Genomic DNA, 18,155 nt, shown 5'->3' on the forward strand with positions numbered 1-18,155 from the left:
TCTATGAGTGATTTTTTTCGAGTGACGTATGGCGGATTTGTACTTGGTGCCCTAACAAAGAGAAGTATTCCCCTAGTTGCTGGGTCAAATAGACTGAACGGTGCTTTCCGCCTGTACAACCAATCGCAATCGTTAAATAGCTTCGATTGTTTTTCTCAAGCAGAGGCAACCATTGTTCAAAAAAGTGTTGGATCTGTTGCTTCAGTTCAAGCACTTCATTGTGGCTTTCTAAAAATGATTTAATCGGTGCGTCCAGACCTGTCAGTGGTCGAAGCTCCGGCTGCCAGTGTGGATTTGGTAAGAAGCGAACATCAAACACATAGTCAGCATCGCTTGGCAAACCATATTTAAACCCGAAAGATTCAAAAACCATCACAAGGTCTTTACGCTCTCGCCCTTCGATACGCATTCTCACCGTTTCACTTAAATCGTGAAGTGATTGTCCTGTGCTATCAAGCAGCAAATCAGCTTGTTCTTTCAATGGTTCCAACAAACGTTTTTCAAGCTCAATGGCCTGTTCTAATGTTGGTTTTTTGTCACTGAGAGATAGGGGATGGATGCGTCGGGTTTCGCTATAGCGTTTGAGCAGCGTTTCTTTGCTTGCATCTAGAAACAGCACACTGACATCATTATTTTGTTTCAGTTGCTGAAGGATATCTTCAACTAAGGTTGGTTCTTTCGGTAGGTTACGAATATCGATGCTAACGGCTACGTTCTGTTTGCTACCTTGGACAGACTGGATAAATGAATCCAACAGCACCACTGGTAGGTTATCAACACAGTAATAACCTAAGTCTTCTAGAACTCTTAACGCAACACTTTTACCTGCGCCAGATTGACCGCTAACAACGATTAAACGCATAAGGCATACCTACTGTGGCTGTTGAACCATTATGTTGTATAGCTCTTCATCACTTTGTGCATTACGAAGCTGTTTCAATGTTTGTTTGTCATTCAAACGTTCCGCCATGCAAGAAAGGGTTTTCAAATGCTCTTTACATTGTTCTTCAGGAACAAGAAGAGCAAATAGAAGGTCAACAGGGCGGTTATCGATAGAATCAAATTCGATAGGTTCTTCACATTGAACCAATACAGCAACTGCATTATCACTTGATGTCATTCGAGCATGTGGAATGGCTATGCCATTACCAATGCCTGTACTGCCCATTTTTTCACGACTGAGCATGCATTCAAATAACTCTGTGGCATTTTGACCGGTGTATTCTGCAGCGATTTCGCTGATGATTTCGAGGGCTCTTTTTTTACTAGAGCATTGAACTGCACTTTTTGTGCAGCTCAATGAAAGTACTTCGCTTAATTGCATGATTAATGGCTACTTAGCTTTTCTTTATGCTTGTTGAGTTGTCTAACGAGTTTATCCACCAGGCCATCTATCGCTGCGTACATGTTTTCGTCATCCGCAGTGGCGTGGATCTCCCCTTGATTTACGTGGAGCGTAGCTTCGGCGATCTGGTGCAATTTTTCAACACGTAAAATCACCTGAATGCTGTTTATATGATCAAAAAAGCGTTCTAGTTTTTCGAATTTGGAGTGAACATAGTCTTGCATTGAATCGGTAAGATCAATGTGATGGCCTTGGATATTGATTTGCATAGACTTTCCTTCTCTGTTTGGCCTTAAAGTAGGCGTTTACGCTGACTAGAGGGGGCAATCCCTAAAGATTCACGGTATTTCGCAATCGTTCGTCTTGCGACCTGAATCCCCTGATCAGCAAGTAGAGCCGCGATTTTACTGTCACTCAACGGTTTTGCCGGGGTTTCCGCAGCAACCAGTTTTTTGATCAGTGCACGAATCGCGGTAGATGAACATTCTCCACCATTGTCAGTGCTGACGTGACTAGAGAAAAAGTACTTCAGTTCAAATATACCTCGTGGGGTATGCATGTATTTCTGTGTCGTAACACGTGAAATGGTTGATTCATGCATTTCCACTGCTAAAGCGACGTCATTTAGAACCATCGGCTTCATGGCTTCTTCGCCATATTCGAAGAAATCACGTTGGTGTTCAACTATGCATTTGGCAACTTTGAGCAAAGTCTCGTTTCGACTTTCTAAGCTTTTGATTAACCATTTTGCCTCTTGCAAATTGGTGCGGATATAGTTGCTTTCAGCACTGTTACCGCGTCCAAGGTTTGCGTACTGCTGGTTCACTTTCAATTTTGGAACGCTATCTGGATTGATAGTAACAATCCATTTGCCATGCTCTTTATACACAGATACATCAGGAATAACGTACTCTGCATGCTCAGAAGCAATACGGCTACCTGGTCGTGGATCCAACTGTTGGATAAGTTGAAGCACTTCGCGTAAGTCTTCTTCTTTGAGTTTAGTCTCTTTCAATATGACTTTGTAATCGCGATTACCAAGTTGATCGATATGATTAGCCAGTATCTGTTTTGCACTGTCTAACCAAGGTGTATCTTCAGGGTAGGTGGCCAATTGTAAAAGCAGGCAGTCTTGAAGGTTTAGAGAGGCAACGCCAAGAGGATCGAATTGTTGAATTCGCTTTCGTACTGCCTCAATTTCGTCCAATTCAATTTCTTCGCTGTGGAAATTTTCTTGGATGTCTTCTAGGGAAACCGTTAGGTAGCCGTAATCGTCAATAGCATCGATAAGGGCGAGTGCAATTGAGCGGTCGTTATCGCTAAACGGTGTTAGATCGAGTTGCCACAACAGGTAATCTTGAAGAGTTTGTGTTGTTTCGCCTTGGTAAATAGGCATATCGTCATCTAACGCAATACCTGTACTACCAGTATTCGCACTGTACACATCTTCCCAAGTGGTATCGATTTCTAGCTCAACACTGATTTCAGATTTCTCAATCAAATCAGAGCTGTCTTGTGGTTCTATATCTAGGATATCCGTACTGTTGTCTTTTTCCTCATGGCTGCTAGTTAAGCTTTCTGCTGATGACAAATCATCTCCTGGTTCTTCAACATCCAATAATGGATTTGAGTCCAATGCTTCTTGGATCTCTTGTTGTAGATCGAGTGTGGACAATTGCAATAAGCGAATCGCTTGTTGCAACTGTGGTGTCATAGCTAACTGTTGGCCTAACTTGAGCTGTAATGAGGGTTTCATTCAGTAACGACTACCTTGTTGTTAGAATTGCCCATGATTTTAATCATAGACGGAATTGTTCACCGAGATATACCTGCTTAACTTGTTCGTTGTTCAGTACTTCTTGCGGCGTTCCTTCAGCGATGAGCTGCCCTTGACTTACAATATAAGCCTTTTCACATACATCCAAGGTTTCTCGGACGTTGTGGTCGGTGATCAGGACTCCCAGTCCGCGATCTCTTAAATGCTCAATGATTTTCTTAATGTCGATAACGGAAATTGGGTCAACACCTGCGAACGGTTCATCCAATAAGATGAATTGAGGGTTTGCAGCTAGGGCTCGAGCAATTTCTACGCGTCGACGTTCACCACCGGACAATGCCATACCAGCACTGCTACGGATATGTTGAATGTGGAATTCGTCGAGCAGGTCTTCCAATTTATCTTGACGCTCTTCTCTGCTCAGCTCCTCGCGAGTTTGTAGTACTGCCATGATGTTATCTTCCACTGATAGCTTGCGGAAGATAGATGCTTCTTGTGGCAAATAACCGATACCCATGCGAGAGCGACTGTGCATTGGCAAAATACTGATGTCTTTGTCATCAATACTAATCGTACCTTCGTCTCGAGCAACCAGACCTACAATCATGTAGAACGAAGTTGTTTTGCCTGCGCCGTTTGGGCCAAGTAGTCCAACGATTTGGCCGGATTCTACTTTTAGGCTTACATCAGAGACGACTTTTCGTTTCTTGTAGCTTTTCGCTAAATGTTCTGCTTTTAGGATCGCCATAGTTATTCTTTTGATGCTGCTTGTGGCTGAAGAACAGTGGAAACGCGTCCGCCCCCGTTGCTGTCAGCAATAAGTTTTTGCGATGAAATCTGGTAACGAATTTTATTACCACGAATCTCACTGTCGTCTTGAGACAACAGGGCTTTTTCTATCATCGTTAATTCATCTGCAGCCATTTTGTAATACAGTTCTTTCGCTTCCCCGTACAGGGTTTTACCATCATCGGTGAGCTGAGAAAAAGTAGCTACATCACCATAGCCTTCTATTTCTTCTATTTGTCCGGTTTTTGCATCACGAATAACGATCAACTTATCAGCATTGATATTAATACTGCCCTGTTTAAGCTTCACATCGCCAACAAAAGTAACACGGTTACTTTTCATATCTAACTGTTGGCTATCAGAATCAATGTACACAGGTTGCTGGCTGTCAGTTGATAGAGCCAGAGCCTGACCAGAAGTCAGTAAGCAAGCAATAAGACTAAGGTGTGAGAGTTTCATATCTACCTTGTACATGGTTATAAAGCACAGCCGAATGGTCACCAAAGTTACCTTTCATCGCCTGTCCATTTGTTTCAAATTGAGGACCGTTCAAATCAACCTGATTGTCAGCCCAAAAATCACGATTCTTGAGATGAATGCTCATTCTTGTGGTCGTGAGCTTATCAAAACCAGAATCGTCGAGTAAATTCTTCACGATAACATCATCATACAGCGTTAAGACGTTATCTTTAGCTAAAATACCGCGCTTTGCTGTGATCTCCCACTCTTGATCGGTTCCTTCGCGATAGATTTTTAATATCGGAGCATCAAAAATGGTATTGCCGCTTTTGGCATAGTGATCCAAATGTGTCGATGTGATCACATAACTTCTCACACCGCTTTCGTTGTAAGAGACGTTATCTAAATTCATTCCGCTAAACATCGGTAGTTCCATGTTAGGAGCTACTTGAATATCAGCAGTTTGTTCCTTGTCGAACAGGTAGTAAGCAGACCATGAAGCGACAAAAAATAGTATCGTATAAAGAATACGAGACAAACTCATATACTTAAGCCTTTATGAACGTCCAACTCATTACGTGCTTGTAGAATCAAATCACAAACTTCACGAACTGCGCCACGTCCACCGTTGATTGTTGTTACATAGTTAGCGCGTTTAACTAGTAGAGGGTGCCCATCGGCCACACATACTCTGAGCGCTACTTTTTCCATTACTGGCCAATCTATTAAGTCATCACCAATATAGCCTGTATGCTCTGGCTTGATCGCCAATTTTTGGCGAATATCGTGATAGGCCTTAACTTTATCATCTTGGCCTTGGTAGATGAGCTTTATACCGAGTGCATTCATTCGGTTTTCAACGATTTTTGACTGACGGCCGGTGATGATAGCGACTTCAATGCCTGCATTCATCAGCGATTTTACGCCGTAGCCATCACGAGTGTGGAAAGTTTTTAACTCTTCACCATCGTTTCCCATATAAACAAGGCCATCGGAAAACACGCCGTCGACATCGCAAATTAGCAGTTTTATGTCCTTTGCGATAGCAAGAATCGATGAATCGACAGAGCCATAAAGGGTTTCAACAGTTTGAGACATTACATCACTCCTGCTTTTAGTAAATCGTGCATGTTAAGTGCACCGACAACTTTTCCTTCTTCGACGAGTAGTAAGCCGTTAATGCGCTTGTCTTGCATCAGATTTAAACCTTCAACCGCCAACAGATTTGGAGAAGCAACCGTCGGGTTTTTCGTCATGACTTCACTGATTGTTGCTGTATGAATATCGATGCGCTTATCTAAGATTCGGCGCAAATCACCGTCGGTGAAAATACCGATTAAGTGATCATCTTCATCTGTTACTGCCGTCATGCCTAAGCCTTTTTGGCTAATTTCTAGCAGTGCTTCTCTTACTAAAGCCGTTGGTTTTACTTTAGGTAAAGCATCGCCGAAATGCATGATATCAGCCAACTTCATCAGCAGTTTACGGCCAAGTGCACCACCCGGATGAGAAAGTGCAAAGTCTTCTGCCGTAAATCCACGAGCTTGCATCAACGCAACAGCTAATGCATCACCCATGACGAGTGTGGCAGTTGTACTAGATGTCGGAGCTAAGCTAAGTGGGCATGCCTCTTTCGGCACTGTAATTTGCAAATGAATATCAGACAGTTTCGCCATATTTGACTGAGGATTGCCTGTCATACTGATAATGCGGTTGTTTAGTCGCTTCAGCACAGGAAATAGCGAGAGAATTTCCGCTGATTCCCCAGAATTAGAGATCGTCAGTACAATGTCGCCTTGCTCAATCATGCCTAAATCGCCGTGTGAGGCTTCACCAGGATGAACAAAAAAAGCTGAAGTACCGGTACTTGCAAATGTTGCTGCTATTTTTTTACCAATATGACCGGATTTACCAATCCCCATCACCACAACTTTGCCGTTTTTGTTGTCTAGTATCATGTCGCATGCGCGGCTAAAATCTTCATTTATGTATTGGTCTAGCTGTTGTAGTGCTTCGATTTCCGTTGTCAGCACTTGCTGAGCAACACTGCGGTAGTCAAAGTGGTTAGACATATTACGCTCCAATTACGCTGCCATGTTCATAAAGAGATAACTTTGGTACGCCAAAAAGGTTAGACAAAGAATCGTGGCTTCAATTCGATTAATACTGCGAGATTTACCTAAAGCCATCACTACAAGCAAAAGAGATACGCCGAGCATTACCCAAAAGTCTCTTCCCATAGCATGCTCGCTAAGCATTGACGGATTTAAAATTCCAGGAATACCCATCACTGCCAAAATATTGAATACGTTAGATCCGACTATATTGCCAACAGCCATATCATCTTCACCTTTTAGAACCCCAGCTACTGATGCTGCAAGCTCTGGAAGGCTGGTTCCCACGGCAATGATAGTTAAACCGATAACAAGGTCACTCATGCCAAAATACTTGGCGATAATCACGGCATTATCAACCAGTAGACCTGCTGAAATTGGCAGCAGAATAAGACCAATAACAATCCACATCGCTGCTTTCGGATTGCTCACGCCTTCAGGTACTTCTGACTCTTGCTCTTCAAGAAGTAGGTCGCCATTCTTTTGTTCATTGCGGCTAATTTTTAGCATCGCTAAGATAAACACACCGAAAAGAGCAAACAGTAATACGCCTTCATAGAAGCCCAAGTGGTTATTCCACATGATAGCACCCGCTAACAGCGTCACCGCTATCATTAATGGGAATTCTCTTCGAAGAACAGGCGAACTGATCGAAAGTGGTTTGATTAAAGCGGTAATACCGAGAATTAATGCAATATTGGCAATATTGGAACCTAATACGTTACCAACAGCCGTGTCGGTTTTTCCATTTAGAGCTGCTGTCGCTGATACCATCATTTCTGGAGCGGATGAACCCATTGCCAGAATCGTCATACCGATAACAAGTGGCGAGATACCGAAGTTGCGTGCTAATGCTGCAGAACCGAAGACCAATTTATCGGCGCTCCAAACTAAAATGATTAGACCTACAATAAGAAACGCAACAGCTTCGATCATGGGGATTCCTATACTTAACCAGCGACTAAAATGTTTAACCGCCGATTTTGACGCTTTGATGGGGAAAAGGGAAGCCGAAGTTCCAATTTATTGTTCTTATTCCAAAGCAAAGTTGTATACAAATGTAGAGCAATTGAAAATTTGCTCCTACGCTTGATGTAAACGAAAAGATGAGTGTTTTATCAATAAATTGACCGATAAAAGTGGAACTAAAGTCTTAATTTGGTTTCAATGTAAAGGTAATTGAACAGTGCTTTTAATTTGGGATGAATATGCTTATTATGGCTTATCACATGGATGAGAACCTTGCAGCAGCGAACAGCCAGTATGTCTAACACTGACTTAGTCACTATAAACAATCTAACCTTTTCCCGAGCTAACCGTATCATTTTTGATGACATCAGCCTTCACGTCCCTAAAGGTAAAATTACCGCAATCATGGGACCTTCAGGAATTGGGAAAACAACGCTTTTACGGCTTATCGGTGGTCAACTGTATCCTGAAAAAGGTGAAATATGGTTTGACGGAAGTAACATTCCCACTTTAAGTCGCAGTAAACTGTACAAAGCTCGTAAGAAAATGAGCATGTTGTTTCAGTCTGGCGCACTGTTTACTGACCTTAACGTATTCGATAACGTTGCTTTCCCAATTCGCGAACATACCGAACTCGATGAATCGTTAATCCGCACATTGGTATTACTCAAACTGGAAGCGGTAGGCCTGCGTGGTGCGGCTGAACTTATGCCTAGTGAATTGTCTGGAGGGATGGCACGAAGAGCGGCACTCGCTCGTGCTATTGCTTTAGACCCTGAACTCATCATGTATGATGAACCATTTGTTGGCCAAGATCCTATTACTATGGGCGTACTCGTGGAACTGATTCGCAATTTGAATCAAGCACTAGGCGTGACGTCCGTTGTGGTTTCTCATGATGTGCCTGAAGTGATGAGTATTGCCGATTGGGTATATCTGCTGGCCGAAGGGAAAGTCATCGCTCAAGGTACACCAGAAGATTTGTATAAAGCTGAAGATCCTCGTGTACAACAATTCTTAAATGGTGATGCGGATGGACCTGTACCGTTCCGCTATCCTGTTCAACCAATCGAAAAGGACCTTTTTCATGTTGGCTGATTTTTCTCAATGGGTTAGCCAGCTTGGGCGTCGTTTTTTTGCCATGTGCGAATCATTTGGACGAGCAAGTCTAATGGTCTTCGGAGCCTTGTTTGGGCGACCACATCCCATCAAAAACTTTCCACTTCTCGTTAAACAGTTATATAGCATTGGTGTCCAATCATTAGCCATTATCATTGTGTCTGGCTTGTTTATAGGAATGGTGCTGAGTTTACAAGGTTACGTCATCCTTGTTGATTACGGGGCGGAAACCAGTTTAGGTCAAATGGTGGCGCTTTCATTGCTGCGTGAACTTGGTCCGGTTGTTACTGCTCTTTTATTCGCAGGGCGTGCGGGTTCAGCATTAACTGCAGAAATTGGTTTAATGAAAGCGACTGAGCAGATCTCCAGTTTAGAAATGATGGCAGTTGATCCTCTCAAGCGCGTGATAGCTCCCAGATTGTGGGCCGGTCTGATTTCTATGCCACTACTTGCGATGATTTTCATGGCCGTTGGTATTTGGGGCGGTCAGTTGGTTGGTGTTGAATGGAAAGGCATTGATCACGGAAGTTTCTGGTCAACGATGCAGGCATCGGTTGAGTTAGGTGAAGATATTGGTAACAGTTTGATCAAGTGTGTGGTGTTTGCCATTACAGTCACTTGGATTTCACTGTTCAATGGGTATGACGCGGTTCCAACTTCGGAAGGGATCAGTCGAGCAACGACAAGAACTGTTGTGCATTCGTCTCTAGCTGTATTGGGGCTAGACTTTGTATTGACTGCATTGATGTTTGGGAACTAATCATGCAACAGACACGTAAACTAGAATTTTGGGTAGGAAGTTTTGTGCTAGCGGGGATTTGCGCAATTCTGGTAATGATTTTTCAAGTCGCTGACGTGAAAGGTCTGGGATCAAACGATACTTATTCCCTCCGAGCTGAGTTTGACAATATTGGTAGCTTAAAAGTACGTGCACCAGTCAAAGTGGGCGGGGTGGTTGTTGGCCGAGTTTCATCTATTGTATTGAATAAGAGCAGTTTGCTACCTGTTGTGACAATGGCAATTGATAGTCAATATGATCAATTTCCAGATAACTCGAGCTTACATATATTGACCTCTGGACTCATTGGTGAACAGTACGTCAGCTTAATTCCTGGCTTTGTTTTTGAAGACGAAGAGATGTTGAAAGATGGCGATCTGATTGAAGATACAAAGTCTGCATTAATCCTAGAAGACTTAATTGGCCAAGTTTTGTATAGCGTAGGCGGCTCGGAAAGTAAGGCAAGCGAGGAGTAAACCATGTTGAAACGTTATGTCACCACATTTTTGGTATTGCTCTTGTCGTGGACAGTAAACGCTCAAGAAATTGACCGTACTGATCCATACAAAATGATGAAACAAGTGGCTGAACAATCATTTGGCCGTTTGAAAGCTGAGCAACCAAAGATTCAAGAAAATCCAGATTATCTAAAAGTGATCGTTGAAGAAGAGTTAATGCCTTATATCAATGATCAATATGCAGCTTTGAAACTGCTTGGCCCTAATTTGAAAGGGGCTAAAAGAGAAGATGTTGGTGAGTTTGTGGCTGCTTTTAGAGCTTACTTGGTAACGAACTACGCTCAGGTTTTGACTCAATATACCACTCAAGAAATTGAGTTTGGACCTGAACCGCAGCTTGAAGATGACCGTCGTATTTCAAGTATTAAAGTGGATATTGTGGATGCGCCACGCCCAAACATAAAGTTGGAATTTAAGCTGCGCAAAGAGAAATCTGGCGATTGGAAAGCTTTCGATATGATTGCTGAAGGGATCAGTTTCTTATCCAGCAAGCAATCGGAATGGAATGGCAAAATTCGCCAAGAAGGTATTTTAGCCGTGGCGAAAGAACTGCAAGATTTGTCTCAACAACCGATTCGATTTGAGAGCAAGACACAATGATGCATCCGCAATGGCAGATGATGAATTCGAGTATTGCGAAGCTGACCGGAGCGCTCGATCGTGATAAGGTGCCGCTCTTATGGCAATCTTTGCAGCACTGGCAACCAGAAACAGCTCAGTTTGAAGTCTCTTTACAGAACGTTGAACGTATTGATTCTGCTGGGATGGTGATGTTGATTCACCTAATAGAGCATGCAAAAAAACGAAATTGTCATATAATGCTCAGCTTTGTGCCAGACCAACTGCGCACACTGTTTCAGTTGAGCAACGTTGATGAGTTGATGGCTCAACATATACAAATTTCCAACGGGGTGAATTGTGGATAGCACACAACTTAAAGAAATCTTAGATCAGGCACTCAACCTTCAAGAGATCCACTGTAAAGGTGAAGGTAGTCACTACGAAGTGATCGCCGTGGATGAATGCTTTGAATCAATGAGCCGTGTGAAGAAACAACAGCTAATATATGGACCATTAATGGAATATATTAAGCGCAACGACGTTCACGCCGTTTCTATTAAAGCGTTCACGCCAGCAGAGTGGGCTCGCGATAAAAAATTGATGTCACTTTAAGGTTAGTGAATGGATAAGTTTCGAGTTATTGGGTCTGATAAGCCACTACAAGGCGAAGTGACCATTTCTGGTGCTAAAAACGCAGCACTGCCAATTTTATTTGCGTCTATTCTGGCGACTGAGCCAGTTGAGGTGGGTAATGTTCCTCACCTACGTGATATTGATACCACAATGGAACTGCTTAAACGCTTAGGCGCAAAAGTAGAACGTAATGGTTCTGTTCACGTTGACCCTAGCCAGATTAACCAGTTCTGTGCACCATACGATTTAGTAAAAACCATGCGTGCGTCTATTTGGGCTTTAGGGCCTCTAGTTGCTCGTTTTGGTGAAGGTCAGGTATCTTTACCTGGTGGTTGTGCTATCGGTGCTCGCCCAGTGGATCTTCATATCCACGGCTTAGAGCAGTTAGGTGCGACGATTGTTTTAGAAGATGGTTACGTGAAAGCCAGTGTTGATGGTCGCCTTAAAGGTGCGCATATTGTGATGGATAAAGTGAGCGTCGGCGCGACAATCACTATCATGTGTGCAGCAACATTAGCTGAAGGTAAAACAGTTCTTGATAACGCAGCGCGCGAGCCTGAAATCGTTGATACCGCTAAGTTCTTAAACCAACTTGGTGCGAAAATTACGGGTGCTGGTACTGACACTATTACTATCGAAGGCGTTGAGTCTCTTGGTGGTGGTAAACATACTGTTGTTGCTGACCGTATTGAAACTGGCACATTCCTAGTGGCTGCAGCGGTGTCAAAAGGCAAAATTGTTTGTCGTAAAACCAACGCTAAATTGCTAGAAGCGGTTATTGCTAAGCTCGAAGAAGCGGGTGCACACGTTGAAACTGGTGATGACTGGATTAGTCTAGATATGACTGGTCGTCAGCTAAAAGCGGTTTCTATTCGCACGGCTCCGCATCCGGGCTTCCCTACCGACATGCAAGCACAGTTCACCTTGCTGAACATGATGGCAAAAGGTGGTGGCGTGATTACGGAAACGATTTTTGAAAACCGTTTCATGCATGTGCCTGAGCTAATGCGTATGGGTGCGAAAGCAGAAATCGAAGGTAACACAGTTATTTGTGGCGATGTGGAATCGTTAAGTGGTGCGCAAGTGATGGCAACAGATCTTCGTGCATCAGCAAGCTTAGTGATCGCGGGTTGTATCGCTCACGGTGAAACCATCGTAGATCGTATTTACCACATTGATCGTGGTTACGAGCGCATTGAAGATAAGCTTTCAGCTCTGGGCGCAAATATTCAGCGCGTACGTGCAGCGAGCTAATTTTCAAGTGAGTTTATAGGCCGAAGTCTCATGATTTCGGCTTTTTATTTTGCCCTGAGCTTTACTTTTACCTGAACTTTATTTGTACACGAACTTTATTTGTATACGAACTTGGGTTGCTAAGCTCCTTTGGAGAAAACAGATGATTGCATTACTTCGTATCATTGCTGTTGCTATCTTTGCGGTGGTGATGTTTATATTCGGATGTGGTTACTGCTTATTAAGCCCTCGTAACCCTAAGCACGTTTTCACGTTTGGTCGCATGTTCGCAGCGATGTCTAAAGTGTTCGGTATCAAGTTGGAACTTCGCCTTCCTGAAGATGCTTACAAACGTGGTCAAGCGGTTTACATCGCGAACCACCAAAATAACTGGGATCTTTTTACCGTTTCTTCTGCGGTGACGCCAAAAGTCGTGACTGTTGGTAAGAAAAGCCTAGCTTGGATGCCACTGTTTGGTCAGCTTTATTGGTTGACCGGTAATATCTTGATTGACCGTGCCAACAAAGCGAAAGCAAAAGGCACCATTAACCAAGTAGTTGATAGCATTAAAAACAGCGACGTATCAGTGTGGATGTTCCCTGAAGGTACTCGTTCTCGCGGTCGCGGCTTATTGCCATTTAAAACTGGTGCTTTCCATGCAGCAATGGGGGCAGAAGTTCCTGTGATTCCAATTGTTTGTAGCTCAACTCGTCATTTGAGTTTAAATCGCTGGGATAACGGTCATGTGATTGTTGAAATGCTGTCACCCATTTCTTACCAAGAGTATAAAGACAAGTCGGTGCGTGATCTTTCAAACCAGTGCTATGAAGCCATGAAAGTGAAATTGGAAGAGCTTGATAAAGAAGTCGCTGAGCGTAACACGAAATAGTTCTGTTTCTGATGTGAAATTAAAAAGGGTTGCTTGTGCAACCCTTTTTGCTGTCTAGTGTTTACAACCTAGTCACGGAAGAAATTATTTACGTACAGCAATGGCTTCGATTTCGATACCCACGTCTTTTGGTAGACGTGCCACTTCCACGCAAGAACGAGCAGGGTAGTGAGTCACATTGTGTTCATCGAAGAACTTACCGTACACTTCGTTAACAGTTCCAAAGTCGTTTAGATCTTTTACGAAAACAGTCATTTTTACGATGTCACTAACCGTTAAACCTGATGCTTCAACCACAGCTTTTACGTTGTCTAGAGATTGACGTGCTTGAACAGCGATATCGTCAGAAACTTCACCCGTTACTGGGTTTACTGGGATTTGGCCAGAAGTTAAAACCATATTGCCAAGGTCAACACCTTGAATGTATGGACCAATTGCCGCTGGAGCAGATTCTGTGTGCAAAACTTTTGTCATGGTTCTTATTCCATTCTTATTCAGGTTATTAGCAATGCTAGCTTTGTAGATTTGGGCTGACATTGATACAAAAAGGGTCTGTATACCGAATTGGAAAACAGACCCTAGCAGTTTGCCTTTTATACCTTAATAGGTAAAGGCTTGATTAACCTTCGCGCTCAGTGACAATTTCGCGAGAGAAAACCTTTTCGCAGTACTTACATTTCAAACGAATATCGTTGTTTTTCTCGAAAATACGAAAGCTGCTTTCTACCGGTTCATTGTGTGAAATACAGTTACTGTTTGGACAAGCAAACACACTGTTGATTTTCTCTGGCAGTTCCAAAGCAAGCTTTTTCACTACTTCGTAATTTTCGATTTGGTTTACCGTAGCATGCGGAGCATAAAGCGCCAGTTTGTTCGCTTGCTCTTCGTTGATAAACACATTCTCAATCTTCAATAGATCTTTATGTCCAAGCGCTGAAGACGGTAAGTTCAAACCAATAGTCACTCGTTGTTGAGTGTTATGCATATCAAATAGCTTTAGAACTTTTATACCCACTTTTGCCGGAATATGGTCAATCACTGTGCCGTTTTTGATGGCTTCAACTTGCAGTTTGGTTTCTTTACTCATGACAGTCTCCAATTACAGTGATTCGTTCAAAACAAGAGCTAACAGCGCTTCGCGTGCATAAACACCGTTGCTCGCTTGTTGGAAGAAATAAGCGTGAGGTGTTTTATCCACATCTGTAGTGATTTCGTCAACGCGAGGAAGTGGGTGAAGAACCTTCATATTCTCGCGTGCGTTTTCAAGCATCGATGCTGTTAAAACGAAAGCTGACTTAATGTGCAAGTATTCAGATGGGTCAAAACGCTCTTTCTGTACGCGAGTCATGTAGAGAATGTCGAGCTCAGGAATTACGCTTTCCATATCGCTGTGTACGCTGTATTCCACGCCAGCTTCATCCAACTCTTCACAAATGTAATCAGGCATTGCTAAGGCGTCTGGTGCCACAAAGAAGAAGCGGTTGTTATCAAATTTCGCCAAAGCTTGAGCAAGTGAATGTACGGTACGACCGTATTTTAAGTCACCAACAAAAGCGACATTCAGGTTGTCTAGTCGACCTTGAGTTTCATACAGAGTAAACAAATCAAGTAGGGTTTGAGTTGGGTGTTGGTTTGAACCATCGCCTGCGTTGATGACAGGAACACCATTAGAAAACTCAGAAGCTAGACGCGCAGCGCCTTCTTGCGGATGACGCATAACAAAAGCGTCCACATAAGAGGTGATGATTTGAACTGAATCAGCCAGTGTTTCCCCTTTGTTTGCTAAAGAGGTATTACCGCCGTTATCAAAACCGATAACACTGCCGCCGATGCGCTGAATAGCGGTTTCAAAGGATAAGCGCGTACGAGTAGACGGCTCAAAGAAACAGCTTGCAACGACTTTGTTTTTAATCAGTTCTGGTTTTGGTTCAGCTTTAAGCTGGCCTGCAGTTTGAACAATCAATTCCAATTCTTGTCTTGAAAGCTCAGAAATGGAGATGATGTGCTTTTTATAAAGCGAGTTAGCCATGATCTTCTTCCCTATCATTTTCTTAAAGTCATAAAAAAGCCCCCCAATATGGGAGGCTTTAAAATTCAACAACGGGGGAAAACAGTTTGCCCTGTAAGCGTAATTGCTTACCGAAATCTTTAGCTGCACGAACGTCAATATGCATCAATTTCATTGAGCCCCCCTAGACAAATTGTTGGGCATTATACGCCTAGTTTTCAGTGACGCAAGCGATTACGCAATTTATCTCCTAGCTAGTCACCGAGCGTAGCCACCATTACCGCTTTGATGGTGTGCATGCGGTTTTCCGCTTCATCAAACACTATTGAGTAGTCTGACTCAAATACGTCTTCTGTCACTTCAAGTCCTTTCATACCGAATTTTTCAGCGACTTGCTTGCCGATAGTGGTCTCATCGTTGTGGAATGCTGGTAAGCAGTGCATGAACTTCACATGAGGATTGCCGGTTGCCTTTATCACATCCATATTGACCTGATAAGGCTTCATTAGCGCAACACGCTCATCCCACGCCTCTGGTGCTTCACCCATAGAGACCCAAACGTCAGTATAAAGAAAATCACAACCTGTGACGCCCTCCACAACATTTTCAGTGAGGGTAATTTTTGCGCCGCTTTCTGCTGCTAATTGTTGGCAGGTTTGCACCAACTCGGCGTCAGGCCAGTACGCTTTTGGTGCAACCAAACGGATATCCATCCCCATTTTTGCCGCACCCACCATGAGTGAATTACCCATGTTATTACGGGCATCGCCGAGGTAAGCGAACTTCACATCGCTCAGTGGTTTACCGCGCGAGTATTCTTGCATGGTTAAGAAATCTGCCAGTATCTGAGTTGGGTGAAACTCATCTGTTAAGCCGTTCCAAACCGGAACACCTGCATATTTACCCAATTCTTCGACGATCTCCTGACCGAAACCACGGTATTGAATACCATCGTACATGCGTCCTAGTACGCGAGCGGTATCTTTCATCGACTCTTTGTCGCCAATTTGTGAACCTGAAGGACCTAAGTAACTGACTTGTGCACCTTGATCAAAAGCAGCGACTTCAAATGCGCATCGAGTACGAGTAGAGGCTTTTTCAAAAATGAGCGCGATGTTTTTACCTATTAATTTTTTTTGCTCAGTGCCCGCTTTTTTTGCTCGTTTTAAATCAGCAGAGAGATCCAACAGGAATTGGATTTCTTTCTGCGTAAAATCAAGCAGTTTAAGATAATTGCGGTGACGTAAATTGAAAGCCATGACTCAGTCCTTAAATACAAATAACGAGTACGGCTAGTTAAACATAGAAATGCTACAAAAGTGAATAATTATTTTAAATAAAAGGCGAGATGCGTTTAACATCTCGCCAAAAATGCTTATAAATTCTCTTCGGCGAACTCTGCTAGGCGGCTGCGAACCACACCGTTAAGGTGAATGTTGGCACTACCTTCAAAGTTTTTGAAGCGTTCAACCATGTAGGTGAGCCCCGATGTTACGGGGGTTAAGTATGGGGAATCGATCTGTGCAAGGTTACCAGAACAGACGATTTTCGTGCCTTCACCACAACGAGTGATGATGGTTTTGATTTGTGAGGCTGTGAGGTTTTGACACTCATCAAGCAATACAAAGGCGTCTTGAATTGAGCGTCCACGCATAAAGTTAATCGATTTGAACTGAATGTTGGCTTTATCAACAATGTATTTCAAAGAGCCTTCTGTACAGTGGTCGTTCTTATGTAGAGCTTCCAGTGTATCGGTAACGGCTGCCAGCCAAGGCATCATTTTTTCTTCCTCTGTACCCGGAAGGAAACCGATAGACTCGCCGATATCAGGGGTGTTACGAGTAACGATGATCTTATCGAACATCTTCTTCTCAACGGTCTGCTCTAATGCCGCAGCCATCGCTAGCAATGTTTTTCCACTACCGGCAGCGCCTGTAAGAATAACGAGGTCAATTTCAGGGTCGAGCAGAGCATCTAACGCCATCGCTTGGTAGATGTTCTTAGGCATGATATCCCAAGCTTTGCGGTGCATCATGCGCTCGCGGCTCTTGTCTCGCAGAGTAATTTTATCTTCGGTAATGGTCTCTACACGCGCTGCAAAATCACTCTCTTCATCGATAACATATTGGTTGATGTAGGTGGGTTCAAAAGGTTCGCGGTCAAGTTTGTGGTAGGTTTTGCCTTCTAATGCATAACTATCTACATTCTCAATCTGATCCCAGAAATTTCCCGGTCTAGTCTGGAAACCTTTGGTTAGGTACTGAACGTCGTCAATCAGTTGGTCAGTACGGTAGTCCTCGACATAACGAACGCCAGCGCCTTTAGCACGTAGACGCATGTTGATGTCTTTGGTGATCAGAACAACCGAGCGAGGGGCGCGTTTGTTCTGCAAATGGAGCACAGCGTTAAGTATACGGTTGTCGCCTTCTTTGTCGGTGAAAGCTTTTACGCTCTCGTGGACATCATAGTCGGCTAAGATTGAAATGGTGCCGGTCGCACTGCTTTGTTTGGTAAAAGGGATCCCTTCTGATATCTCATCTGGTGTCGCATCGTGGAACAAATTCTCCAACGCTCGAATCGCTACACGAGCGTCGCGTGCAACATCGCGTTTGCTGTCTTTGATTCGGTCGAGTTCTTCGAGGACGGTCATGGGGATGACCACATCATGTTCTTGGAAGGAGTAAATGGCTAGAGGTTCATGAAGTAGGATATTGGTATCCAGTACAAACAGTTTCCGATCGGTATCGCCCATAAGCGTCTCCTTGCTATCGTATAGCTTGCTTTCATAGGATGTTTACATCCAGAGGTCGCAACGAATCGTACGCTTTGGGTAGGCTTTCGATCTATTGCGACTTACTGCAAACCCGAGTTGATACTCACTGTTGTGATAAGCAGACTTTGTGCCAAATTTTCATTCGGTTTTATCTGTTTACCTGTATTGAGTATAGCAACTTCATAGCTAA

At 43.4% G+C, this 18,155-nt stretch carries 23 protein-coding genes; 8 read left to right on the forward strand and 15 right to left on the reverse strand.

Annotated features, from left to right (window positions below):
* Position 1 precedes the first annotated feature (1 nt).
* The 10 genes from rapZ to ACOSVQ_RS17480 are packed head-to-tail and all read right to left on the reverse strand — an operon-like array spanning position 2 to position 7,420.
* Positions 2-862, reverse strand: coding sequence for an RNase adapter RapZ (rapZ, locus tag ACOSVQ_RS17435; protein ID WP_102941125.1), 861 nt, complete (start codon positions 860-862; stop codon positions 2-4).
* A gap of 9 nt (positions 863-871) precedes the next feature.
* A complete protein-coding gene (gene ptsN / locus ACOSVQ_RS17440; RefSeq protein WP_491983728.1) occupies positions 872-1,324 on the reverse strand; it encodes a PTS IIA-like nitrogen regulatory protein PtsN in 453 nt (150 codons plus the stop codon).
* Positions 1,325-1,326: 2 nt separating this feature from the next.
* Positions 1,327-1,614, reverse strand: a complete 288-nt coding sequence (gene hpf / locus ACOSVQ_RS17445) for a ribosome hibernation promoting factor (protein ID WP_491983729.1) — start codon at positions 1,612-1,614, stop codon at positions 1,327-1,329.
* 23 nt (positions 1,615-1,637) lie between these two features.
* Positions 1,638-3,101, reverse strand: coding sequence for an RNA polymerase factor sigma-54 (locus ACOSVQ_RS17450; RefSeq protein WP_491983730.1), 1,464 nt, complete (start codon positions 3,099-3,101; stop codon positions 1,638-1,640).
* Positions 3,102-3,144: 43 nt separating this feature from the next.
* Entirely contained in the window at positions 3,145-3,870 is a 726-nt protein-coding gene (gene lptB, locus ACOSVQ_RS17455) for an LPS export ABC transporter ATP-binding protein (RefSeq protein WP_042485337.1), read from the reverse strand.
* Between the two features lie 2 nt (positions 3,871-3,872).
* Positions 3,873-4,370, reverse strand: a complete 498-nt coding sequence (gene lptA, locus ACOSVQ_RS17460; RefSeq protein ID WP_491983731.1) for a lipopolysaccharide transport periplasmic protein LptA — start codon at positions 4,368-4,370, stop codon at positions 3,873-3,875.
* Positions 4,351-4,914, reverse strand: coding sequence for an LPS export ABC transporter periplasmic protein LptC (gene lptC / locus ACOSVQ_RS17465; RefSeq protein WP_491983732.1), 564 nt, complete (start codon positions 4,912-4,914; stop codon positions 4,351-4,353). The genes lptA and lptC overlap by 20 nt, the downstream gene beginning before the upstream one ends.
* Complete coding sequence (gene kdsC, locus ACOSVQ_RS17470) at positions 4,911-5,468, reverse strand: 3-deoxy-manno-octulosonate-8-phosphatase KdsC (protein ID WP_491983733.1); 558 nt, start codon at positions 5,466-5,468, stop codon at positions 4,911-4,913. The genes lptC and kdsC overlap by 4 nt, the downstream gene beginning before the upstream one ends.
* A complete protein-coding gene (locus ACOSVQ_RS17475) occupies positions 5,468-6,442 on the reverse strand; it encodes a KpsF/GutQ family sugar-phosphate isomerase (protein ID WP_491983734.1) in 975 nt (324 codons plus the stop codon). Before ACOSVQ_RS17475 ends, kdsC begins: the two co-directional genes overlap by 1 nt.
* Positions 6,443-6,454: 12 nt before the next feature.
* Positions 6,455-7,420: a calcium/sodium antiporter gene (locus ACOSVQ_RS17480; RefSeq protein ID WP_491983735.1), complete on the reverse strand. Its 966-nt coding sequence runs from the start codon at positions 7,418-7,420 to the stop codon at positions 6,455-6,457.
* Positions 7,421-7,747: 327 nt separating this feature from the next.
* Between ACOSVQ_RS17480 and mlaF the strand changes: the two genes are divergently transcribed.
* The 8 genes from mlaF to ACOSVQ_RS17520 all read left to right on the forward strand — a co-directional run bounded on the left by mlaF (position 7,748) and on the right by ACOSVQ_RS17520 (position 13,184).
* A complete protein-coding gene (gene mlaF / locus ACOSVQ_RS17485) occupies positions 7,748-8,551 on the forward strand; it encodes a phospholipid ABC transporter ATP-binding protein MlaF (RefSeq protein ID WP_491983736.1) in 804 nt (267 codons plus the stop codon).
* Positions 8,541-9,332: a lipid asymmetry maintenance ABC transporter permease subunit MlaE gene (mlaE, locus tag ACOSVQ_RS17490; protein ID WP_491983737.1), complete on the forward strand. Its 792-nt coding sequence runs from the start codon at positions 8,541-8,543 to the stop codon at positions 9,330-9,332. The genes mlaF and mlaE overlap by 11 nt, the downstream gene beginning before the upstream one ends.
* Before the next feature lie 2 nt (positions 9,333-9,334).
* Positions 9,335-9,826 carry an outer membrane lipid asymmetry maintenance protein MlaD gene (gene mlaD, locus ACOSVQ_RS17495; protein ID WP_491983738.1) on the forward strand — a complete coding sequence of 164 codons (492 nt, stop codon included), beginning with the start codon at positions 9,335-9,337 and terminating at the stop codon, positions 9,824-9,826.
* A gap of 3 nt (positions 9,827-9,829) precedes the next feature.
* The gene (locus ACOSVQ_RS17500; protein WP_491983739.1) at positions 9,830-10,468 is read left to right on the forward strand and encodes an ABC transporter substrate-binding protein; all 639 of its coding nucleotides are present in this window, start codon (positions 9,830-9,832) and stop codon (positions 10,466-10,468) included.
* Positions 10,465-10,794 carry an STAS domain-containing protein gene (locus ACOSVQ_RS17505; protein ID WP_491983740.1) on the forward strand — a complete coding sequence of 110 codons (330 nt, stop codon included), beginning with the start codon at positions 10,465-10,467 and terminating at the stop codon, positions 10,792-10,794. Before ACOSVQ_RS17500 ends, ACOSVQ_RS17505 begins: the two co-directional genes overlap by 4 nt.
* Positions 10,787-11,041 carry a BolA family iron metabolism protein IbaG gene (gene ibaG / locus ACOSVQ_RS17510; protein WP_042485365.1) on the forward strand — a complete coding sequence of 85 codons (255 nt, stop codon included), beginning with the start codon at positions 10,787-10,789 and terminating at the stop codon, positions 11,039-11,041. The genes ACOSVQ_RS17505 and ibaG overlap by 8 nt, the downstream gene beginning before the upstream one ends.
* Positions 11,042-11,050: 9 nt before the next feature.
* Positions 11,051-12,316 carry a UDP-N-acetylglucosamine 1-carboxyvinyltransferase gene (gene murA / locus ACOSVQ_RS17515; RefSeq protein ID WP_491983741.1) on the forward strand — a complete coding sequence of 422 codons (1,266 nt, stop codon included), beginning with the start codon at positions 11,051-11,053 and terminating at the stop codon, positions 12,314-12,316.
* Positions 12,317-12,458: 142 nt separating this feature from the next.
* Positions 12,459-13,184, forward strand: a complete 726-nt coding sequence (locus ACOSVQ_RS17520; protein ID WP_491983742.1) for a 1-acylglycerol-3-phosphate O-acyltransferase — start codon at positions 12,459-12,461, stop codon at positions 13,182-13,184.
* A gap of 84 nt (positions 13,185-13,268) precedes the next feature.
* On the opposite strand, the gene ACOSVQ_RS17525 is transcribed toward ACOSVQ_RS17520, so the two are convergent.
* From ACOSVQ_RS17525 to ACOSVQ_RS17545, 5 genes are all read right to left on the reverse strand, one after another.
* Positions 13,269-13,658, reverse strand: a complete 390-nt coding sequence (locus tag ACOSVQ_RS17525) for a RidA family protein (RefSeq protein WP_491983743.1) — start codon at positions 13,656-13,658, stop codon at positions 13,269-13,271.
* A 145-nt stretch (positions 13,659-13,803) separates the two neighbouring features.
* Positions 13,804-14,271 carry an aspartate carbamoyltransferase regulatory subunit gene (pyrI, locus tag ACOSVQ_RS17530; protein WP_491983744.1) on the reverse strand — a complete coding sequence of 156 codons (468 nt, stop codon included), beginning with the start codon at positions 14,269-14,271 and terminating at the stop codon, positions 13,804-13,806.
* A 12-nt stretch (positions 14,272-14,283) separates the two neighbouring features.
* Positions 14,284-15,213, reverse strand: a complete 930-nt coding sequence (pyrB, locus tag ACOSVQ_RS17535) for an aspartate carbamoyltransferase (RefSeq protein WP_491983745.1) — start codon at positions 15,211-15,213, stop codon at positions 14,284-14,286.
* A 233-nt stretch (positions 15,214-15,446) separates the two neighbouring features.
* The gene (argF, locus tag ACOSVQ_RS17540; RefSeq protein WP_491983746.1) at positions 15,447-16,451 is read right to left on the reverse strand and encodes an ornithine carbamoyltransferase; all 1,005 of its coding nucleotides are present in this window, start codon (positions 16,449-16,451) and stop codon (positions 15,447-15,449) included.
* Between the two features lie 116 nt (positions 16,452-16,567).
* Entirely contained in the window at positions 16,568-17,944 is a 1,377-nt protein-coding gene (locus tag ACOSVQ_RS17545; RefSeq protein ID WP_491983747.1) for a PhoH family protein, read from the reverse strand.
* Positions 17,945-18,155 lie beyond the last annotated feature (211 nt).

Source organism: Vibrio sp. HM8-C, assembly GCF_058630515.1.

Excerpts from the sequence above, each read along its gene's own strand:
- lptA (WP_491983731.1), bottom strand. The coding sequence starts at position 4,370 with ATGAAACTCTCACACCTTAGTCTTATTGCTTGCTTACTGACTTCTGGT.
- lptC (WP_491983732.1), bottom strand. The coding sequence starts at position 4,914 with ATGAGTTTGTCTCGTATTCTTTATACGATACTATTTTTTGTCGCTTCA.
- argF (WP_491983746.1), bottom strand. The coding sequence starts at position 16,451 with ATGGCTTTCAATTTACGTCACCGCAATTATCTTAAACTGCTTGATTTT.
- mlaD (WP_491983738.1), top strand. The coding sequence starts at position 9,335 with ATGCAACAGACACGTAAACTAGAATTTTGGGTAGGAAGTTTTGTGCTA.
- pyrB (WP_491983745.1), bottom strand. The coding sequence starts at position 15,213 with ATGGCTAACTCGCTTTATAAAAAGCACATCATCTCCATTTCTGAGCTT.
- ACOSVQ_RS17475 (WP_491983734.1), bottom strand. The coding sequence starts at position 6,442 with ATGTCTAACCACTTTGACTACCGCAGTGTTGCTCAGCAAGTGCTGACA.
- murA (WP_491983741.1), top strand. The coding sequence starts at position 11,051 with ATGGATAAGTTTCGAGTTATTGGGTCTGATAAGCCACTACAAGGCGAA.
- mlaF (WP_491983736.1), top strand. The coding sequence starts at position 7,748 with ATGTCTAACACTGACTTAGTCACTATAAACAATCTAACCTTTTCCCGA.
- ptsN (WP_491983728.1), bottom strand. The coding sequence starts at position 1,324 with ATGCAATTAAGCGAAGTACTTTCATTGAGCTGCACAAAAAGTGCAGTT.
- ACOSVQ_RS17505 (WP_491983740.1), top strand. The coding sequence starts at position 10,465 with ATGATGCATCCGCAATGGCAGATGATGAATTCGAGTATTGCGAAGCTG.
- ACOSVQ_RS17500 (WP_491983739.1), top strand. The coding sequence starts at position 9,830 with ATGTTGAAACGTTATGTCACCACATTTTTGGTATTGCTCTTGTCGTGG.
- kdsC (WP_491983733.1), bottom strand. The coding sequence starts at position 5,468 with ATGTCTCAAACTGTTGAAACCCTTTATGGCTCTGTCGATTCATCGATT.
- ACOSVQ_RS17525 (WP_491983743.1), bottom strand. The coding sequence starts at position 13,658 with ATGACAAAAGTTTTGCACACAGAATCTGCTCCAGCGGCAATTGGTCCA.
- ACOSVQ_RS17450 (WP_491983730.1), bottom strand. The coding sequence starts at position 3,101 with ATGAAACCCTCATTACAGCTCAAGTTAGGCCAACAGTTAGCTATGACA.
- rapZ (WP_102941125.1), bottom strand. The coding sequence starts at position 862 with ATGCGTTTAATCGTTGTTAGCGGTCAATCTGGCGCAGGTAAAAGTGTT.
- lptB (WP_042485337.1), bottom strand. The coding sequence starts at position 3,870 with ATGGCGATCCTAAAAGCAGAACATTTAGCGAAAAGCTACAAGAAACGA.
- mlaE (WP_491983737.1), top strand. The coding sequence starts at position 8,541 with ATGTTGGCTGATTTTTCTCAATGGGTTAGCCAGCTTGGGCGTCGTTTT.
- ACOSVQ_RS17545 (WP_491983747.1), bottom strand. The coding sequence starts at position 17,944 with ATGGGCGATACCGATCGGAAACTGTTTGTACTGGATACCAATATCCTA.
- pyrI (WP_491983744.1), bottom strand. The coding sequence starts at position 14,271 with ATGAGTAAAGAAACCAAACTGCAAGTTGAAGCCATCAAAAACGGCACA.
- ACOSVQ_RS17520 (WP_491983742.1), top strand. The coding sequence starts at position 12,459 with ATGATTGCATTACTTCGTATCATTGCTGTTGCTATCTTTGCGGTGGTG.
- ACOSVQ_RS17480 (WP_491983735.1), bottom strand. The coding sequence starts at position 7,420 with ATGATCGAAGCTGTTGCGTTTCTTATTGTAGGTCTAATCATTTTAGTT.
- hpf (WP_491983729.1), bottom strand. The coding sequence starts at position 1,614 with ATGCAAATCAATATCCAAGGCCATCACATTGATCTTACCGATTCAATG.